This is a genomic window from Phocaeicola sp. ICN-14070 (assembly GCF_037892625.1).
Lineage (GTDB): Bacteria > Bacteroidota > Bacteroidia > Bacteroidales > Bacteroidaceae > Phocaeicola > Phocaeicola plebeius.
In genome coordinates, this window is sequence record NZ_JBBKBF010000051.1 from 1 (window position 1) to 17,369 (window position 17,369).

Genomic DNA, 17,369 nt, shown 5'->3' on the forward strand with positions numbered 1-17,369 from the left:
ATTATGTTGACCTCAACATAAAATCATCATATCGGCAAACAGGTCGAGTGCCTTGTCTTCGGCACTCGGACCTTCCTTAGCATAAGGCTTTCCCATAGTCAATTAACCATTATAGGGCTGCGGAACATATTCGCTCATTTCAGACACTCGGCAGGAGAAGTCCAGTTTGTCATTGAAGACACTGACAGACAATGCCCCTTTGATGTTCGCTTTCACGCCTGGTTGCAGCCATGCCTCGCATTTGCCATCGAATAGGAAGAAACTTACCCAGATGTATTCAAATCCGTCCTGTACTTTCTCTGCGCTGAAAGCGGAGAACTGGCAGTACGGCACACCATTCTTGTCCGTCTTGTCCTCAATGCTCTTGCCCACCTTGCCGCGGAACTCCATCACGCCCTTGATGCAGTCCTCTGCCTCGTCAGGCTGGTGGCTGATGCTGCTTGCCGACAGGTTGAAATAAAGGACATCGCCCCATTTTCTTGGTACCAATACACCGGCTACCTCAATGCGTTCGCCGATGTTGCAGCTGCCCACCTCCGTCAGTGTCCCATCTTTGATGACCGACACCTCGATGGTCTTGTTAATCCCGCTCTTCGCTGGAATGACTACGTTCATGGCAAAGCTCACGAATGCCTTGCCCTCCTTGTTCGTGCGGCAGGTCGCAGCCTTGCTGACCGTTCCGCACACTGTTACATTACATTTGATCATTGCTCGATACTATTTGAATTATACATATCCATCGTCCAAGTGAAATGTCTTAGCAATGACAATAATCTCTTTTCAATCATCATATACTAGCGCACGTATCAGTTCATAGACTATCCACGCTGCTATGATAAGTTGGAAGCCGAGATAGATGATGGCCACGGTCTGACCGAAAAGCCATTGGGTAAGCATGAAGTGTCCTGCCACAGCTACCATACCCACCAGCAATGTACACAGATGACTTGCTATCCTTTTCATTTCCTTTGCAGATTTTGTTGTTGACTCTCAGCCTCCATCCCTTGCTCGAAGTTCTGCGAAGCCTGCTGTGTCGCCACGATGCCTGTCACCATTCCCGCAATCTTCGTCCGTTTGCTTTCTTCCGACAGATTGGCATTGCCCAAAATGAGCGACAGGCGGTTCATCTCCGAGGAGGTCAGTTCACGGTCAATCTTCACCGTACCGCTCTCTGCATGAAGCACAGTCTTGCCGTTCTCACCCACAGTAATGGTGCATTGCCTCATGCCTGGAACAAGCGAGGTCAAATCTACGAGCCGGTTGGCTGCCATGGCAGAGATAAGTCCTTTTTGTCGTTCCTCATCATTGCTGTCAATCTGCGCTGCCAACATCATCAGCGACATGAAGGTGGTCATCGCCATGTCGAGTATAGGGTCATTCGTTCCCGAAATGCCCACGCCGCTGTCCTCCGAGGAAAGGATTTTCTTCATCCAGTCCTCCGACGAAACCTTCTGCTCCTGTGGCGCATTGCTCTTGTATTTTGCCAACAGGTCATTGCCGTTATGCAGGGCCTGTAGCTTGATGTTGCCTTTCTGTCCGATTTCTGCCAGATAAGCGGCTGGATCCATATCCCTTTTTGAGCCGTCAGCCGATACACTCTTCACTCCGAAATGCAGATGCTCGCCAGTGGTTCTGGTGCCGGTATTTCCCGACACCCCCAACTTCTGACTGGCATTAACCACGTCACCTACCTTTACTGCTATGTCAGACAGATGCAGGTAGGAGCATTGCACCTTGCTGCCATCCTCACGGCTGTATTCCACGGTGACGGATTTCCCTCCTGCCGTGTTCGCATTATGGTTCACCGCCACCACCTTGCCGCCGTTCTCCGTGGCCAACACCGCCTCATGGTTCGTCTTGATGTCAATGCCCTTGTGCATCTGCTGCTTGGTGGCATCCATCGGATCCTGGCGATTGCCGAAAGGCGAGGTGATGAAGAGAAACTCCTCTCGCTCCACAGGAAAGGAATACCCGGCAGACTGCGGTACATGGGCAGCAGGCATTTCTCTACGAGGATTATTCTCCACCCCGAACGACCGACCTTCTGCCCGCATCTCAGCCATCACCTCACTGTCATACTTGTCCAGTCCGTTGGCTTCAATGATGCGCTGCAGACTTGCAGCATAACCGCCGCCCGTGGCATAGCCGGCACGCTCAATGCCCTTCGTCCATCCCTTGTAGTCGTCAGGCGACAGCGTGAAGCACTGCGCATAACGCTTGTTCTGCTTCAGGAACTGCGAGTGATGCTCATAACTGTCACCCACGCTTTTGTACTTACAGAATTTCTCGTTGGGCCTATCATCCGTATAGACTCCATACTCTCCGCCATTCTTCAACCACGATGCCGTAGCCTTGATGCCAAAGTGGTTGTTGCATTCGCGCGACAGTTGGCTCTGTCCGTTGCTGCTCTCCAGTATGGCTTGCGCCAAGATGACGGAGGCAGGAATCCCATACATCCGCATCTGTTCTTTGGCTTCCTCCGCATATTGTGCGGCATACGCTGCGTTCTTTCCCATAAGCCTATCTCCTTAGACTGGTGTGTTGTTCTGTTTCTTGACTTTCCTGTGCCATCTGCTTTCCTGTCTCTTTTCCAGGTGACACCATCTCCGTAATTCCACGCTTCGATGATGTTGTCTGCTTCGGCATTTCCAACTGGTCACAGATGGCCACCCGTTCACCAGCACGAATGAGCTTCGGCAGATAGGTGTCGAGGGCATGATATGGGAATCCTGCCATTGCCAACGGCTTGCCTTCATCATCCTTGCGCCCATTGCTCTTTGTCAGCGTAATACCCAATATTTTGGATGCCTTCACCGCATCATCCTTGTAGGTCTCATAGAAGTCACCGCAGCGAAACAAAAGAATGGCATCAGGATGCTTCTTCTTCAAGTCAAGATATTGTTGGACAAGGGGAGAGACAGCAGCCTTGACAGCCTTTTCATCCTTCTTTTCTTCTTTCTTTTCCTCTTGTTTCTTCTCTTCCCTTTGTTCAGAGCTTTTATCTTCCTTAAGTACCACTTCCTTCTGTTCATCATGCTTATCGACAATTGCCGTCTCCGCTTGCTTCACCTCCGTCGCTTCTTCCTGCTTCTCTTGTGTACTTTGCTCGACATTGTTGTCTTTCTGCAATACATCAGCAAACAGCGAGGCGGCAAGGTTCTGCTTGTAGGAATCCCTGTCAGGAGCCACCCACAATCGTTGCCATTGTGACGGACTGACACTTCTCGGCTGCAACTTCTTGCCGTCAATAGTGGCTGCACACAGGCATTCGCCCGATTTGGCACGGAATACTGCCACACGCTGGATGCGGTTCAAATCAACCTCCTGCTCATTACCTCCGAAGATGTCCACCTTCAGGTCGGGTTTCGCCTCTGCCATAGCATAATACTTCTGTGCCAGTTCCTCACGCACACGCTCGATGTTGTCCATCGACTGCTTCAAGGTGGTGAAGAAATGATTGAGGTCTCCTTTGTCGGGATAGACGGCAAAGCCCTCCTTACCTTCGGGCTTGATGTACAATGCCCACCGCTCCTTGTCATCCTTTACCAACTGCACATTGTCGAAACCGATGTCACGGCTGTGGGTTACGGCCTCAGAAGCATCCAACGAGGATAGGTCTTCGATAGACCAGTTGCGCAGTCTTGATACCGTGATTTTCTTGTCGGCGAAATAACTGTCGTCGGGACGGAAGCCCAAGGCTCCGTCGGGATTGTAGAAACGCACGTTGTCATAACCCTCTTTCTGCAAGGCATTGGTGAAGCGTTGCTTGTTCATGCCCTTGATCTCGTTGTTCACCTCCAACGATGCACCCTGTGGCAGCACCACATCGGCGGTCTTGCTGGCATCATCACGCACGATGACCACAGTACGCTGCTCCTCGTTGGGATGCTGCTTGATTTCGTCTGCTACGAAGTAGTGGTTGGGCAACTGCACCTGTATCTGCGCCGTCTCTCGCTGATGCTGGTCGGTGGCATACTCCACCTTTTCACCCAGTTCGGCTTTCTTCAACACCTTCAGCGCACCGTTCACCTCACTCTCGATGGCATCAATCAGACAAGGGTCTTCCTTCAGTTCCCTCGTCCAATAGTCCACCATGCTAAGGCTGTCCTTTGACAGACGGGCAGGCAGTCCCAGTTCGAGCATCTTCACGCCCGAAGCTATCTCAGTGATGAGTCGTTCCTTCTTCACGGCATCCTCCGACGGGGCTTTGCCGTTCTTCATGACCATGCCCTCACGTGCCAACCGCTGCTGATGACCGGTGGCAGACACCAACTGACGCATCATCTCCTGTACATAGTCATTGTAGTGCTCGAAGTCACGCTGCCGTGGCAGGTAGATGACATCCTTCTCGGTGTCGTAGTGCGCCACACCCGTGCCGTCCTGACGTACATTCACGAGGTTGTCCTTCATCTTCTGAAGGAATCCGTTGACGCACCCATGCAGCTGCTTGTCCTCCTTGTCGCCATAACCTCTATCCTCCACCGTGCCATCCTTCTTCAATGCCGTAGTGTAGGCTGTTTCGTTAGCCATAGGCAGTAGCGTCTGGTCGATATTGAACAGCACACGGATCTCACGGTTTTTCACTCCCTTGTACTGCTGTTTGTCCTGTTCCGACAGTTCTGCGTATGCCTCCTTGGTGATGACATCGTCGGGATTGTTGCGGTTGACGTACTTATTCCAATTGTAATACAGGAACGGCACACCTTTCTCATGCTCCCTCACGCTCTCACCCCGTGCCTTCGCTTCGGAGAACTGCGTAAACAGATTGCTCTTGCAACCCTTGGCATCGGAGTCAAGGGCAAGGACAAGGGCATTGAACGGACTGACCGAAAAGCCCTTGGGATAGAGCTTCGGATAGAGTTTGCCGCTTGCATTCAACCAATGTCCCTTGGCATCCACCGCACTCGTCAGTGCCTCAGTGAGCAGCGACACCTGCTTCTCCGCCGTCCGCTTCTCAAATTCTGATTTCTCTTTCATGCTTTTATCTTTTTGTTTATCTCAATCACATTCTATAATTGGCTTACCAAGCCACCGTTCCCGACAATTTTGTTGTCGGGCTTCACTGTATTCCCCTCGGTCGCACCACGCTCTCCCGTGCCTGCTCTTCGTACTGCATTGCTGCCATCTGTCGCATCTGGTCGTTCTTGGCAAGTATGGCGTTAGCCAATGTATTCAGCGGCAATGCCCCCGACTGATGCGCCCCAATCACACTGTCAGGCAGTTGAATGGTACAAGGCACATGGTCAATGTTGGCAACGAGACACCGCCCTTGCAGCATCGGGTTGCTGATACGAGGATTGAGTGGTTCATCAGGATATTGGCGGTACTGAATGCGAGATGCAGCAGGACTAACTGTAGGTGCAATGCCTTCCTGCTGTTTCCTGCCCAGCACCTCATGTCCCGCTTTGTTGAGCAGATTGGCACCTCCCATACCCATCAACAGCATCTTCAGTATAGGATTCTTCACGAACATTCCAGCCACGATAGAGGCCAAAGGAAGGAGGCTATTGTCCATATTCAGCGATTTTGTCTTGCCAGTGAACAGTCCCACCAGTACATCGGGCAGCATCGCCAACACATAACCAAGGTTCTTGCCGATGTCTGAAAAGCCGTTCAGTCCAAAACTCTGCAACAGCCCGTCCCATCCATTTTCGTTTGTTTGTAAGGCTGTTTCCTCCTGCTGGACTACAGATGGTGTTGCCTCTTCAGTCGATGAATCAGGAGTTTCTTTCGGTTCTGCCTTCTTCTCCTTCTCAGCCTCTGCATCCAGTCTCGCCTTAACCTCCAGATACTCGTCTTCCTGTCCAGGCGCAACTATCAAGGGCACATCCTTGTACTTGCCTGTACGTTTGGTTGCTTCGTTTCTCTGAGGGTCAAGGAACGTACCTTTGTTCCAAGGAAAAGAGGTCTGCTCGGTTTGTTTCGTCCAATCCATAAAAGTGATATTGCTCGTGGGAATCTTGTTCTTGAAATGGCTGTTGGTAGCCTTGATATAGCTGTTCTCGTGGTTCTTGATGACTTTTGCCTGTTTGCGGAATGAGGCGAAGACGTTGGTGCCCGTACCGAAAACTCCCTTGCTGATACACTCCTCGACACAGACCTCTTGGCTGCTACCTTTCTTGCTTAGGTGCTCCATGCCGACATTCATCACCATATCGATACCGACAAACTTGGCGAAGGTTGCCCATGAGCCAATCCCTCCCATGGCCACGACATCGGCACCCGCTCCGGCTGCCCATCCCGCTGCCTTCTCTGTTCGAGAGGGCTTATAGGCTGCCTCTCCTTTGGCTTCTATCTCTGCGGCAAGGGGTGACTTGTTCAGTTCGTAGGGCAGACCGAACAGACTGCTTTGTGCCGCCTTGCGGATGATATAGTCGGCAGAAGATGTTGGCATACGGTCTTTCACCATTTTTTCTATCATCAGCTGCTCCATGCGGTGATCGATATAGGCGTATGCCAAATCACAACCGAGTTGTTTAGAGAGTGCATCGTACCGCTCTCGTCCTATCTCCGTCACCACCGCCTTGCGCCATTCCTCAGCCATCACGGCAAGGTCACGCTGCATATCCTTGTTGCCGACAATAGCCTCCTTGCACATCGCCAGATAGTCTTCGGTGGTCTTGCTGTTCCACTTGCCTGTAATCTTCAGCGTGGCGTATGGGTCATCACCAGGCATATTGGCAGTGGCCAATGAGCGTAGGATGCCAGCCGTACTGTTGGAGTAGGCTCGCATCTCGTCTGCCTGTCTGTTGGACAAGTCCCGTTGCACCCTGCCCATCACGGGGGCAAGGTGACACCCGAAGTAGTCGCCCATCAGACGCTCTATCTCTGCGAATCGCTGACTGTTCTTAACTGCCATATACCTTGTTTATATATTATACTGCTGTAATATCTGTTCCTTTGTCTGCTCGATGGCATTGTGATATATCTCCATCTGCTTAGGATAGTGTTCCTCCAACCATGCGTCCTTGTCCACTTGGCAGTGGATGAACTGCACGGCCATACGTTCCTCAATCTCCACGGAGGGTTCCCCCTCTTCCTTACCATTGAACCATGCCTTTGTCCACCATCTCACGCCAGCCCGGTCGGGATAGACGCTCACTATCCTCGGAATGTCGAAGCTCTGGATATCCACGTCCAAGTCGGCAAGAGGGTCGATGATGCCGTCATGCGTCAGGGCTTGCTCTTGGAGTTTTTTTTTAACACCTCGTCCATCGTGGAGGGATATACCTGATGTCGCATGGCAAGATAGTTGAGAAAGTCGGCAATGAGCAGGTTCTGCACCTTAGTCGCCAAAGGCATACAGCGGTTGCCGATGCCCAAGGGATTAGCCATGCTCGGCATGGTCTCGTAGAAATAATGCTTGCTCGCTCCCAACGAGAAGATGTTTCTCAACGACTGCTCCGTATGTTCGGGCAGAGAGTATGCTCCTTGTTGAAGGTCCTCGAAGTAGGAGGGAAGGAAGCGGAGCATCAATGCCTCTATCTCCTGACGGTCGGTGTCGTAGGGTGAAGGGATGTTCATGTCCAGTTCATTGATGCCCATTTGGGAATTGTGCTCCAATGCCTTGATATTGCCGTAGAGCATGGTGAGGAACTCCAACGGATTGATTTCCTCTCCGTCAAACCTCACCTCCATGTGCAGCAGGTCGCCACTGATGGCGATGGTCTGACCGGCCTTGACGCTTTGGGAGAAGTTGGCGAAGACATTGGAGAGATGCCTGTAAGTCACTTCGTATTTGCCGTAGCGGATGGTCTGGTAGATGCCATGCTCCGCGTCCGACCCAATGGCAGAGACGGTTCCCGTTGCCACCGCCGACAGCAGGTAATGGTTCACTGAGAAGTCTATGCCGTGATGGAAGAATGTTTCTCCCGTCACGGGATTTTTCTGCTCTCCGTAACCCAAGGACATCTGCACGTCCTGCTTTATAGGCTCCTCAAACGGCATACAGTAGCCGCTCGATGAGCGCAGTATCATTTCTTCTGTATATCTCATATCACTGTATATTGGTTATCGTTTCATCCCTCTGCTTTGGGTCTCTGCTTCTTTCATGTTCTGCCCATGTGAAGACGTACCGCCTCTGTTAGGCAGAGTTTGTGCCACCTTAGAATTGTTCCCGATGATCATCGCTCCAAGCAGGGCACCCGCAATCTTGCTCATCCAACCAAAGCGTCCGAATACCATGAAGGCGGCAGCCACCAGTCCGACGATGCTCATACCCGACACGTTGCCCTTGCCGATATTGCCAAAGAGATTGCCTATCATGTCGCATCCTACGCCTCCGAACATATTCCTAAAGAAATCACTGATGCCGCTGAACTGGGTGTCCATCTTTCCGGCTACAGTGTTCACCGCATCAACGGCTTCACCAGCCTTGCCCGTCAGACGTTGCACATCGTTGGCGGTTTGTGCCACCGCTTCCGTGGCATTCTCGCCGATGACAGCATCACCTACGATGCGTGCCACGCTCTTGTCTGTGGTCAGCTTCTCCCATGTCACATAGCCTGCGGCACTACCCACTGCGGCCGTCTGCATAGCCTTGCCGGCTCCCATAAGGGTGCGTTGCGGGTGGAGTGCCGCACTGCCTAAGGTCTTTCCAGTTACTCCGATGACATGGCCAGTACCTCGTGCCGCCTTGCCACCATATTTCAATAATGAACTCCAAAATCCCATATCTTATCGTTTTTTAATCACGGTTTGACTTCGTCTTCTTCTGTCACGACTCGGCATAGCTCGAACAAGTTCGGCTCTGCTCTCGCTGCTCCATCAGTTTACGTTCTTGCCCACCTGCTTCCACCGCCTCTTGGCAGCCGCTGCTATCTCGGCTTTGTTCGCTTTGGTGGGTCTTGCCCCTTCGTCTATCTCCATCCAAACATCGCCCATGGTGGTGTATTTCACCGCCCTCGTCAGTCGCTTCAACTGCTTGTTCATCTTCTTCAGTTTGGGTCGGATGCCGAAGACTATCTCCACACGCTCCTTCTCGGTCATCTTGTTGCCCGACAGGCATACCGTGCGTATGTCATTAACTATCTCGATGCTGTTCATAATCAGCTCGCGGTATATCTTGTTGCGCTTGGCTGACAGGGCTACGGCAAGTCCGTTGGCAGGATGGGCATCCAACTGCGCCACCAATCCACCCATATTGTCCACCAACTGACCTATCTCGTGATAGAAACCATATATCTGTGCGGCATAGCTGACGATGGAACGGAAGGAGTCCAGATAGTTGTTGAACTCCCGCTGCAGGTCGGTAGTGGCTTCCACTTCCTCCTTGGTCCAGATATGGCCGGTGGATTGTAGCAGCATCACTTTCTCCTGATTCTTCAGTTCTTTCTCCGCCTTGTTGGTGTACATCAGAATCATCCCCGCAAGAGTCGGGTCGTTCTGCGCCCGCACTCCTGCAAAAGATGATATAAACATAAAAATGGCAATTGATATGAAATACTTCATGACTGATTCCTTTATCGTTAATCACTGATGGTCATACGTCCTGCTCTGCGCCATCTGCTAAGGGCTTGGGTGGCTATCTCTCCATTGCTTCGGTCTATCATCCCTGCCGTCACGCCGTTCCACACATCGGTCATGGTGTAATATCGTATAGACAGATAAAGACGATGCAGCTTCTTGCTGAAGGCACTCAGCTTGTCGTTCAGTGCCCACAGCGTCTTGCTCCTTTCCGCACCAGTCAGCATGTTCTCTTTGCCTCCTTTGGCGACTGCATCTTTCAGCAGTGTGAAGACGGACACCAATTCCGTGGCGGTCTCCATATACAGGTTGTTCATCGAGAGGGTGGCAACGATGCCTTGCGGATTATTGTTGATGGCCTTGCGCATCTTACACAAGGTGATGAATATCTTCACTCCATCGTCGTACAGATAGGTACAGGCTTTGAGGGAAGAGGCATAACCACTGGCGGTTTTCAGATAACTGTTGTACTTCTTCTCCCATTCGTGTATCTTGGTGAACTCTGCGGCGATGGTATTCTGCAACAGGGCAGTCTTGGTCTGACCTTTGATTTCCTTCTCTATCTCACCGTTGATGGCTTCGTTGCCCTCTGCTAATGCCATCCATTCCAAAGGGTTGGCAGTCACAATCTGTGCATGGGCTGACGGCACGCTCAGTACCAATGCCACGACAATGAACCAAATCTTATCTATTCGTAATCTCATATACGCCCTTTCTTCGTTTGTTCGTTTCTACTCTTGTTCGTATCACACTCACCACGTCATAGCTGTTGCTGATGCCGGTCATTTCCAGTTTCGGTGTCGTTCTATCCATCGACAACACGGTCACGCTTTTCAGTCCGCATAACTGTTGTATCAATGTCTGATGCTCGGCAAAGTCCACCACTCGGTACAACTCCATGTAGTTCACGCTCCGCTGAAACACTCCGTGCTCACAGATGAGTTGCTCGCTCCCGATATGGTAGCGGATACTCCTCAGATAGATGAATCGGTAGAGTAAACAGAGGGAGAACAGGAGGCTGAAGACAAGCAACAGGGTACTATATGCACAACCGGGCAATCCTCCGATTAGGAGCATTGCCACGCACAACAGCAACAGAGGCAGTTCGTTGATGAAAAACTGTCCGATGCTGGGGCACAAGGTGATGATGCTATTATCTTCTTGTCTCATACGCTTCTATGATATGTGTTCTTTTCTTCTTTTTCCCTTTGTTTCTCTGCCTTGCCGGCTGCGATAAACTCGGCATAGTCGAAGGTATCTGGTTCGCCCTTGGCAATCAGTTCTGCTGATTTCTTGTTGAGCAGCGCATCGTTCCAGTCCTTGTAGCAACCCAATGGATGATAGGCTTGCACATGCTCGTGACGGAAGCCCATCTCTGCTGCCACCTTCCTGAAGTTTGCAACAAACTGCCGCCCTGCATCGTCCTTGTCAAAACCCAAATAGTGCCGTGCGTTGGGAGTAACGGACAGAAGTCCTCGCATCTGTCCCTCGGTGGGTGTGCCGCCCGTAGATACATACACCATCTTTACAGGATTTATCTGATACTCTGCCATGGCATCGTAGGCACTCTCAAACCATACAATTTCGCTTGCTTTATCCAACGGCTCGCCCGTGAGGTTGGCAATCCACAGTCCTTCACTGCTGTTGCTTCCTTCTGCCTTGCCCTTGTAACCGCCGCTACCGTCCATCTTCGGTCGTCCTCGTTCCTCAAAGCCCACAGTCTTGTCGGGTGTCTTGGGCAGTACAAGCGGAAAGGCAAGGTTGGCAAAGGTAAGTCCATCCGTCCGATGCTTAGTAGCCAGACAGAAATGCCGATGAAAAGCATACTGCGTATAGAGGTCGATGCCTCGGAACTTAAAATAGGGATAAAACCTTTTCTGCGTTTCCCTGTCCTGCGGATTGAACTTGTGGATGTCGTAGTCATTCAGGTTGAATGGCTTTCCGTCCTTTCTTGGTTCTGTAATCTTCGATGGTCTGTCCTCTATGGGTTGGTTGAGCAGTCGGTTGCAGACGAGGTTGACGAGTCGGTCAGGAGACATTCCCACCTTGTTCTCTGAAAACATTTCTGGATGCTCCTTGATGAACGAAATGACATTATACACCTTCTGCTGCGGTGGTTGGAAGCAACATTTCCCATTCTGCGTGACAATGAACTTATCACCACGCACCCGTCTGCCCTCACTGTCAGTACGCACATACGACGGATAACGCAAGCCATCTCTCTTGTTCAGATGATACCCTGCGTCCACCAGTACTTCCTGTATGCTCAACCTGTCCAGAAAGTCATCGTATGTCAGTTCACTACTCATTATAAATTATAAATTGTAAATTATACATTGTTAATATCCTCTCCTTATCTCCGTGGCAACATGATTTGCTTCTGCCTCAAAGTACCTTGCCGCAATCTCCTGTGGCGAATCCACTCCCGGTTTGAAGTAAGGACGTGGACCGCCATGATGCTCTGCATAGAACTCCGGGGCTGGATGGTGATGATGGTGGCTTATGTCATGCGCCACCTCTGCTGTAACGACTGCTCCTGCCGTCAGAGCCGCCAATATCTTCGTGCCCAGTCCGGCGTTGGTTTCGGGGCGTGTCTTCATATCCACTTCACTGAAAACCTTGGAGAAGAGTTTCATGCGATGGTAGTCATCCACCGCCAAGAACTTGTCGTAGTCCTTCTGCTTGATTTCGTGCGTGATGGCTTCTCCATTGATAATGGCGGTCATGCGATACTTATCTTCGCCTTTCTTATCTCCCTCCATCGGAGGCACTTTCTCCACCATGATGTCACCGACTTTCACTTCACGCCCATGCGCTCCCTCACGATACCAACCCTTGTTCTCATTAATCAAGGCAAGGTCTTCACCTCTCACCATGGCATCGCCTTGCAACACGTCACGTCTGACAGTCTCGTCCTCTTCCAACGGAAGCAACCGTTCCTCGTCTTGTTGCTGACGCTGCTGCAACTCCTGTTCAAGTTCGGGATGCAGATGCAGGTCGATGCGCTCCTTGCTATTCAGTGTGTCCATCAGGATTTTGTCAGCAAAGTCGTCCTTGATGATGCCATTCAGCAGTTCCAAGCGTTGAACGACGGGCACTTCCTTGATGGAGTTGGAGGTGAGTTTCTTCAGTTCCTCATCTGTCAGGTCATACACCATGTCGGCATTGACGCTGTTCGACTGAATGGTCAGCGTCTTCGCATTCTCATCAATGATGATGCCATGCGATGCCAGACACTCCTGCCACTTCTCATTGGTGAAATAGACAGGCGAGGTAATCAGTTCCTTATAAGGCTTGGCTGGCTCCGTGCTTCTCGTGCGGCTGATGGAAGGCATTATGATTCCCTCCAAATCTTTCAGCACATCCTGTTGCTGAGGGCTATAACTCTGTTGCTGTCCCTTATAATAGAACCCATAACCGCCGCTCTGCAATTCGCCAGGCTTCATTCTGCCGTCCCAACGTTCAGGCACAATCGGGGCTTCGGGGAAGAACAATCGTCCTCCAACTCTGCGAAGATGGAATCCCTCCTGACTGCGTGGTGTCCAACCTAAAAAGGGTGGTGGCATATCGATGCGCCCCATCCGTCCATACTCGCCGATACCAACACGATAGCCGTGCAGCCCCATAGCTACACGACCGTTGGCATTGCGTGCATGAACGAAGTTCTTGGGCATATAGAAGTCGTTGCCCACAATGCCCGTAAAGGTATTGTAGGCTAACTTGTTGGCATGATTCGTACCCCAGTCGGTCAGAGCCAACATCTGCTTCTCGGTGATGTTATAGGTAAGCAGCGGACTGTCATGCCCTTGCACCACAAGCTGATAGCCGCTGCCATTACTCACCACATGAGCCTGCATACCATTGCGCATGAGCAAGTCACGCATCTCTGGTTGCAGGTCCATCTGTTGGGGATTCGTATTCTTTCTTATCGCCATACTTATTCTTCACTCTTCATTCTTCACTCTTCATTTATCATGCTTCACCGTTCTCTATTGCCTTCTCCAGTTCCTCATCTTTGTGATGGACAAACTGCTCCGCACTCTCTTCACAAATGCAGAGTCCGTTGTTCAGACAATAGCTCTCATATTCTTCCTGCCATTCAGCAGAATGATGGTTGACATACTCCAACCAACCGTACTCGCCGCTCTGTATCTTCTCGACGAGCACATCCTCTGGATAATATTTATTTGATGCCATATACTTATTATATTATGTGTAGATTATTTGTGCATGGAAAAAGAGGCGCGGTTGCGCTCTCCATTCTTCTTCTGCTCATTCCAAAGTTCTTCCGTGTATTCCTCTTCAGGCACATAGTCAAGATTACCGTCATCGCCCATTACCCAACAGCCATAGCACCCGAAGGTGTATTTGTCCCACTCTCGCTTGGTGTTCTCCTTCCACTTCTGACTGTCGCCTTGATTAATCCTTATGCCGGTCTTATCGTTCAGGTCAATACCCACCGTCACCTGTTCGTCCTCCATGATGAGCGTGAGCGGCTCACCCTTCTGCATCACGGTCAGTTCTGCCGAACTCAGTTTCAGTTCATCCTTCAGCACCTCCAAGTTGCGCCCGATGACAGGCGTAGGTACCGACATCACCTGATTGGTCTCCGTGTCAATCTGCACGAAAGCCTTGCTGCTCCTGCCATCAGCATCCTTAACATCGGCAAGGATAGCCTTTCCAGCCAGCAAGTCCTCCTGCTGTTCCTGAGTAAAAGCCTCCAATGGTGATTTCTCCAACTGCGGATAGAAGACCACATCCACCTTGCCGTCCTCCATACGGACCAACGCAAATCGGGTGCGGCTCTTCAATGTCTCGCCCTCATCATTATTCACCTGAATGGGCAGCAACGGTGAACGTCGTCCCTGACCAATATCTTCCAACGCCCACATGGGCAGGTCTTCAATCTTCTCTTGTGTGAGACCAAAACGAGCCAGTGTCTGATAAGGCACCTCGCTCTCTTCAAATCGTACTTGCTTCATACTTTAACTTTGAATTTGAAATTAAACTCATGCAAAGTTATATACCTATTCAGAGACAAGCAGAATTGCATAAGATAATGCGTGTTATTTTTGACGATTATTATTATTTGAGTTTGATTTCTGCTCAAAAATCAAACTCGATTGCTATATTATGTTACAATCTTCTTGTCTTCCCTTTGTTCTTTATGCCAGTCAAAGAATTGCTTGTTACTTTTGCACCATGAAACGATTTCTACTCATCACAATAGCAGCAATATTCTGTTCATCAGCAACAGTATGCGCTCAGTTCAATACCGTCACACAGACTAAGGTACACCGCAAGGCTGTGCCAAAAACGACGCAGTCCGCAACATCCGAACAACTGCCTCCGTGCTCGCCGCATCAGCGGCGAGACTCTCTTGCCTTTGCCCCATTACAAACCCAAACGGAGCAGACCGACCGCCACACGGCACTTGTCAGTCCACTCCGTCATATCTCTGTCACCAGCCCTTTCGGCTACCGCAGAGACCCATTTACAAAAAGAAAAGCCCTACACAACGGGCTTGATTTGAAGGCAAATTACGAACCCACATACGCCATGATGCACGGCGAGGTCATCAAGGTAGGCAAGGACAAACGTTCAGGCCTCTATGTCACCCTCCGTCACGGCGACTTCACCGTCAGCTATTGCCACCTCTCCCAAACTCTCGTCACCAAAGGCACCCACGTCCGTCCCGGCATCATCATCGCGCTGACAGGCAACAGTGGTCGCAGTACTGGTCCCCACCTGCACCTCACACTCAAAGACACAAAAAAAGGACGAGCCATCGACCCGTCCATTCTTCTCAATCTTATCAAGCATCCACTCTAATAGAACGCCTTGTCTTTTGTCGTTCACATCACCCCTTCCGCATTGCAATAATGTCTTAAATATCTAATCCTCAACAATTTCTATTCTTGAAAAACAAGTGTTTTATTCACGAATATAATATGATTTCGTGAAAGATGTCATAAGATGATACTAATATCTATGCTATTTGTCAATAAAGAACCCGTTTCTATGCAGATATTCTGAAACGGTTAGTGTTCCAATCCCTATCTGCTCACACAACAAAGGAAGTTTCTTGAACAACTTACCGTCATTCTGCTGCCTTGTTTCCTCCGTCATTACTTGCATCTCTTCCAGATGGATAGCGTCCGAGTGTCGTACATTCAGTGCATAAATGATAATCTTAGCATCACCTGTTTTAAGGTATTCTTCCTTTTGCTCTATGTATTCTTCTTCAGTCAGTTCCTGCTTCTTCAGTCTTACACAGAAATTGTTGTCTATCATGTTGCTGAATCTCTCTGGGGCACATGGAAATAGATCCTTTGTCGGAATGACCAATTTCTTGTCTTTGAGGAAAGGCATCTTTTCAACTGCAATTCCTTTGGAGGTGCGTTTTGATTCATCCAGAATCACATCAAGTAGCATCAAATCCTTGCGGGAGAACGCCTCTTCCAGGAATGAGTACAACTGTCCGTCCTTATCCAAGGGAAGATAATTCTTGGCAATCATCACCAATGAGCATGTATCAACAACTATCGCCATAACTCCCTCTCAAAATTTGCTGGTTTGACATTGAGTCTCGAACAGAAAGTGGTCTCGTTGACCACTCCATTGAAATAGGCATATTGCATGGTTTTCAAGAATAGCGGAGAAATGATGGGCTTTGGTGTTCGCCCGCCTCTCTTCTCAGAGTTTTTCAACTTTTCCTGTTCCTCTCTTCTTCTGTATTCCTCTGCCAATTCACTCTTGACATTGCTGTAGCTCGAATAGCTGATTTTCCTGTCGATATACATCCTTGTATATAAGGCAAGACGGCTAATGTGCGTCCGTGCACTGATAGCCTTGAAGAGGTCAATGCAGTAGTCGTTACGGGAATCTACACATGCTATGTTAGCAAGTGTTTCTGCTTCTTGTCCCATAATGAACTGATATGCAAAATCATTGCACCATCTTTCGACATCACTGTATGAAGTCTGTGCCGAGATGTCCATCATGTCCACCGACTCCACTTCTTCAATCCCCAATAGACAATGCCCCAATTCATGCGCCAGAGTGAATATTTCTCGCTTGTAATGCTTATGATGCTTAAGCACTATCACATTGGGCTTAAGGTAAAAACCGTCAATGTTGGTTTTCTCTTTCTTGTTCCATGTCTCTATGTATTCAAAGACAAAAATGCCATGATCGGCGATTTTTTCTATCATCTTCACAAGAAACTGCCTATGATTGACAGTTTCCCCGGGATAAAAAAAATCTCTTGCACGTACGGCTACTGTCTTAGGGTCATCTTGTAGGGTGTAGTGTTCTATGTCAAACTTCACATCCAGTTGCGACAGTTTGTTGTATGCATCCAAAGCGTTTTTCAGACTCTCGAATCGGTTTACAGTACGGATCGACTCCAAGTTCAGCTCTGTTCCGAATGAGGTCTTGCGGAAGAAGATACTGCTGCTTGCATTGGTTGACAACTTAGAATAGTCTTGAAAGAAACTGACTTCTTTGTCGAATATCTCACCTATACGCTTCAACACCCCCAAATCAATAGAATCTCCACTGATGTCTGCGGCTCCTGTTATCCGTTTCCTGCCTTTGTTCAGAAGAGACAACAAGTCATCCACCGACATCTTGTATAATGCCAGCAGGTATTCTAAACGTTTCTTGTTAATCTCTACTTTCATATCAGCCTCGATTGAACTATTGTTGTTTTGATGCAAATGCTTAGGCACAATTTTGCGTTGCAAAATTACACATTTTCACTTAAATGGGCGAATTTTCATGCTGAATATCACTGGAATTTATGTTTATTTTGCTAAATCGCTACATTTCGCCACCAAAAAGACACAAAAATAGGACGAATCATCGACCCGTCCTTTTGTTTTTAGCCTTTTTCGTTCTAA

General features: G+C 49.6%; 18 protein-coding genes. 1 reads left to right on the top strand and 17 read right to left on the bottom strand.

Annotated elements, in window-relative coordinates:
* Positions 1–102 precede the first annotated feature (102 nt).
* The 15 genes from WKT20_RS12920 to WKT20_RS12990 form a co-directional block, all read right to left on the bottom strand.
* Positions 103–708 carry a hypothetical protein gene (locus WKT20_RS12920; RefSeq protein WP_005816265.1) on the bottom strand — a complete coding sequence of 202 codons (606 nt, stop codon included), beginning with the start codon at positions 706–708 and terminating at the stop codon, positions 103–105.
* Positions 709–780: 72 nt separating this feature from the next.
* Positions 781–963, bottom strand: a complete 183-nt coding sequence (locus WKT20_RS12925) for a hypothetical protein (RefSeq protein WP_005816263.1) — start codon at positions 961–963, stop codon at positions 781–783.
* Positions 960–2,516, bottom strand: coding sequence for a glucosaminidase domain-containing protein (locus WKT20_RS12930; protein ID WP_005816260.1), 1,557 nt, complete (start codon positions 2,514–2,516; stop codon positions 960–962). The genes WKT20_RS12925 and WKT20_RS12930 overlap by 4 nt, the downstream gene beginning before the upstream one ends.
* Before the next feature lie 4 nt (positions 2,517–2,520).
* The gene (locus WKT20_RS12935; protein ID WP_005816257.1) at positions 2,521–4,977 is read right to left on the bottom strand and encodes a zincin-like metallopeptidase domain-containing protein; all 2,457 of its coding nucleotides are present in this window, start codon (positions 4,975–4,977) and stop codon (positions 2,521–2,523) included.
* Positions 4,978–5,059: 82 nt separating this feature from the next.
* Entirely contained in the window at positions 5,060–6,859 is a 1,800-nt protein-coding gene (locus tag WKT20_RS12940; RefSeq protein ID WP_005816255.1) for a hypothetical protein, read from the bottom strand.
* 9 nt (positions 6,860–6,868) lie between these two features.
* Positions 6,869–7,141: a hypothetical protein gene (locus tag WKT20_RS12945; protein ID WP_007897422.1), complete on the bottom strand. Its 273-nt coding sequence runs from the start codon at positions 7,139–7,141 to the stop codon at positions 6,869–6,871.
* Positions 7,142–7,173: 32 nt separating this feature from the next.
* Positions 7,174–7,995: a M23 family metallopeptidase gene (locus WKT20_RS12950; protein ID WP_303114129.1), complete on the bottom strand. Its 822-nt coding sequence runs from the start codon at positions 7,993–7,995 to the stop codon at positions 7,174–7,176.
* Positions 7,996–8,010: 15 nt separating this feature from the next.
* Complete coding sequence (locus WKT20_RS12955; RefSeq protein ID WP_005816251.1) at positions 8,011–8,673, bottom strand: hypothetical protein; 663 nt, start codon at positions 8,671–8,673, stop codon at positions 8,011–8,013.
* 93 nt (positions 8,674–8,766) lie between these two features.
* Positions 8,767–9,450, bottom strand: a complete 684-nt coding sequence (locus WKT20_RS12960) for a hypothetical protein (RefSeq protein ID WP_005816248.1) — start codon at positions 9,448–9,450, stop codon at positions 8,767–8,769.
* A gap of 17 nt (positions 9,451–9,467) precedes the next feature.
* On the bottom strand, positions 9,468–10,169 hold the full coding sequence (locus WKT20_RS12965; RefSeq protein WP_005816246.1) for a hypothetical protein: 702 nt from the start codon (positions 10,167–10,169) through the stop codon (positions 9,468–9,470).
* Complete coding sequence (locus tag WKT20_RS12970; RefSeq protein ID WP_005816244.1) at positions 10,150–10,635, bottom strand: PH domain-containing protein; 486 nt, start codon at positions 10,633–10,635, stop codon at positions 10,150–10,152. Before WKT20_RS12970 ends, WKT20_RS12965 begins: the two co-directional genes overlap by 20 nt.
* A complete protein-coding gene (locus WKT20_RS12975; protein ID WP_005816242.1) occupies positions 10,632–11,774 on the bottom strand; it encodes a toprim domain-containing protein in 1,143 nt (380 codons plus the stop codon). The genes WKT20_RS12970 and WKT20_RS12975 overlap by 4 nt, the downstream gene beginning before the upstream one ends.
* Before the next feature lie 30 nt (positions 11,775–11,804).
* Entirely contained in the window at positions 11,805–13,400 is a 1,596-nt protein-coding gene (locus WKT20_RS12980) for a hypothetical protein (protein WP_005816239.1), read from the bottom strand.
* Positions 13,401–13,437: 37 nt separating this feature from the next.
* Entirely contained in the window at positions 13,438–13,662 is a 225-nt protein-coding gene (locus WKT20_RS12985; protein ID WP_005816237.1) for a hypothetical protein, read from the bottom strand.
* Between the two features lie 23 nt (positions 13,663–13,685).
* The gene (locus WKT20_RS12990) at positions 13,686–14,447 is read right to left on the bottom strand and encodes a DUF4099 domain-containing protein (RefSeq protein ID WP_005816235.1); all 762 of its coding nucleotides are present in this window, start codon (positions 14,445–14,447) and stop codon (positions 13,686–13,688) included.
* 220 nt (positions 14,448–14,667) lie between these two features.
* Between WKT20_RS12990 and WKT20_RS12995 the strand changes: the two genes are divergently transcribed.
* The gene (locus WKT20_RS12995; RefSeq protein WP_007837448.1) at positions 14,668–15,297 is read left to right on the top strand and encodes a M23 family metallopeptidase; all 630 of its coding nucleotides are present in this window, start codon (positions 14,668–14,670) and stop codon (positions 15,295–15,297) included.
* 162 nt (positions 15,298–15,459) lie between these two features.
* Here the strand turns inward: WKT20_RS12995 and WKT20_RS13000 are convergent, their stop codons facing one another.
* Complete coding sequence (locus tag WKT20_RS13000; RefSeq protein ID WP_005816230.1) at positions 15,460–16,017, bottom strand: DUF4411 family protein; 558 nt, start codon at positions 16,015–16,017, stop codon at positions 15,460–15,462.
* On the bottom strand, positions 16,008–17,150 hold the full coding sequence (locus WKT20_RS13005) for an ImmA/IrrE family metallo-endopeptidase (RefSeq protein WP_007897423.1): 1,143 nt from the start codon (positions 17,148–17,150) through the stop codon (positions 16,008–16,010). Before WKT20_RS13005 ends, WKT20_RS13000 begins: the two co-directional genes overlap by 10 nt.
* Positions 17,151–17,369 lie beyond the last annotated feature (219 nt).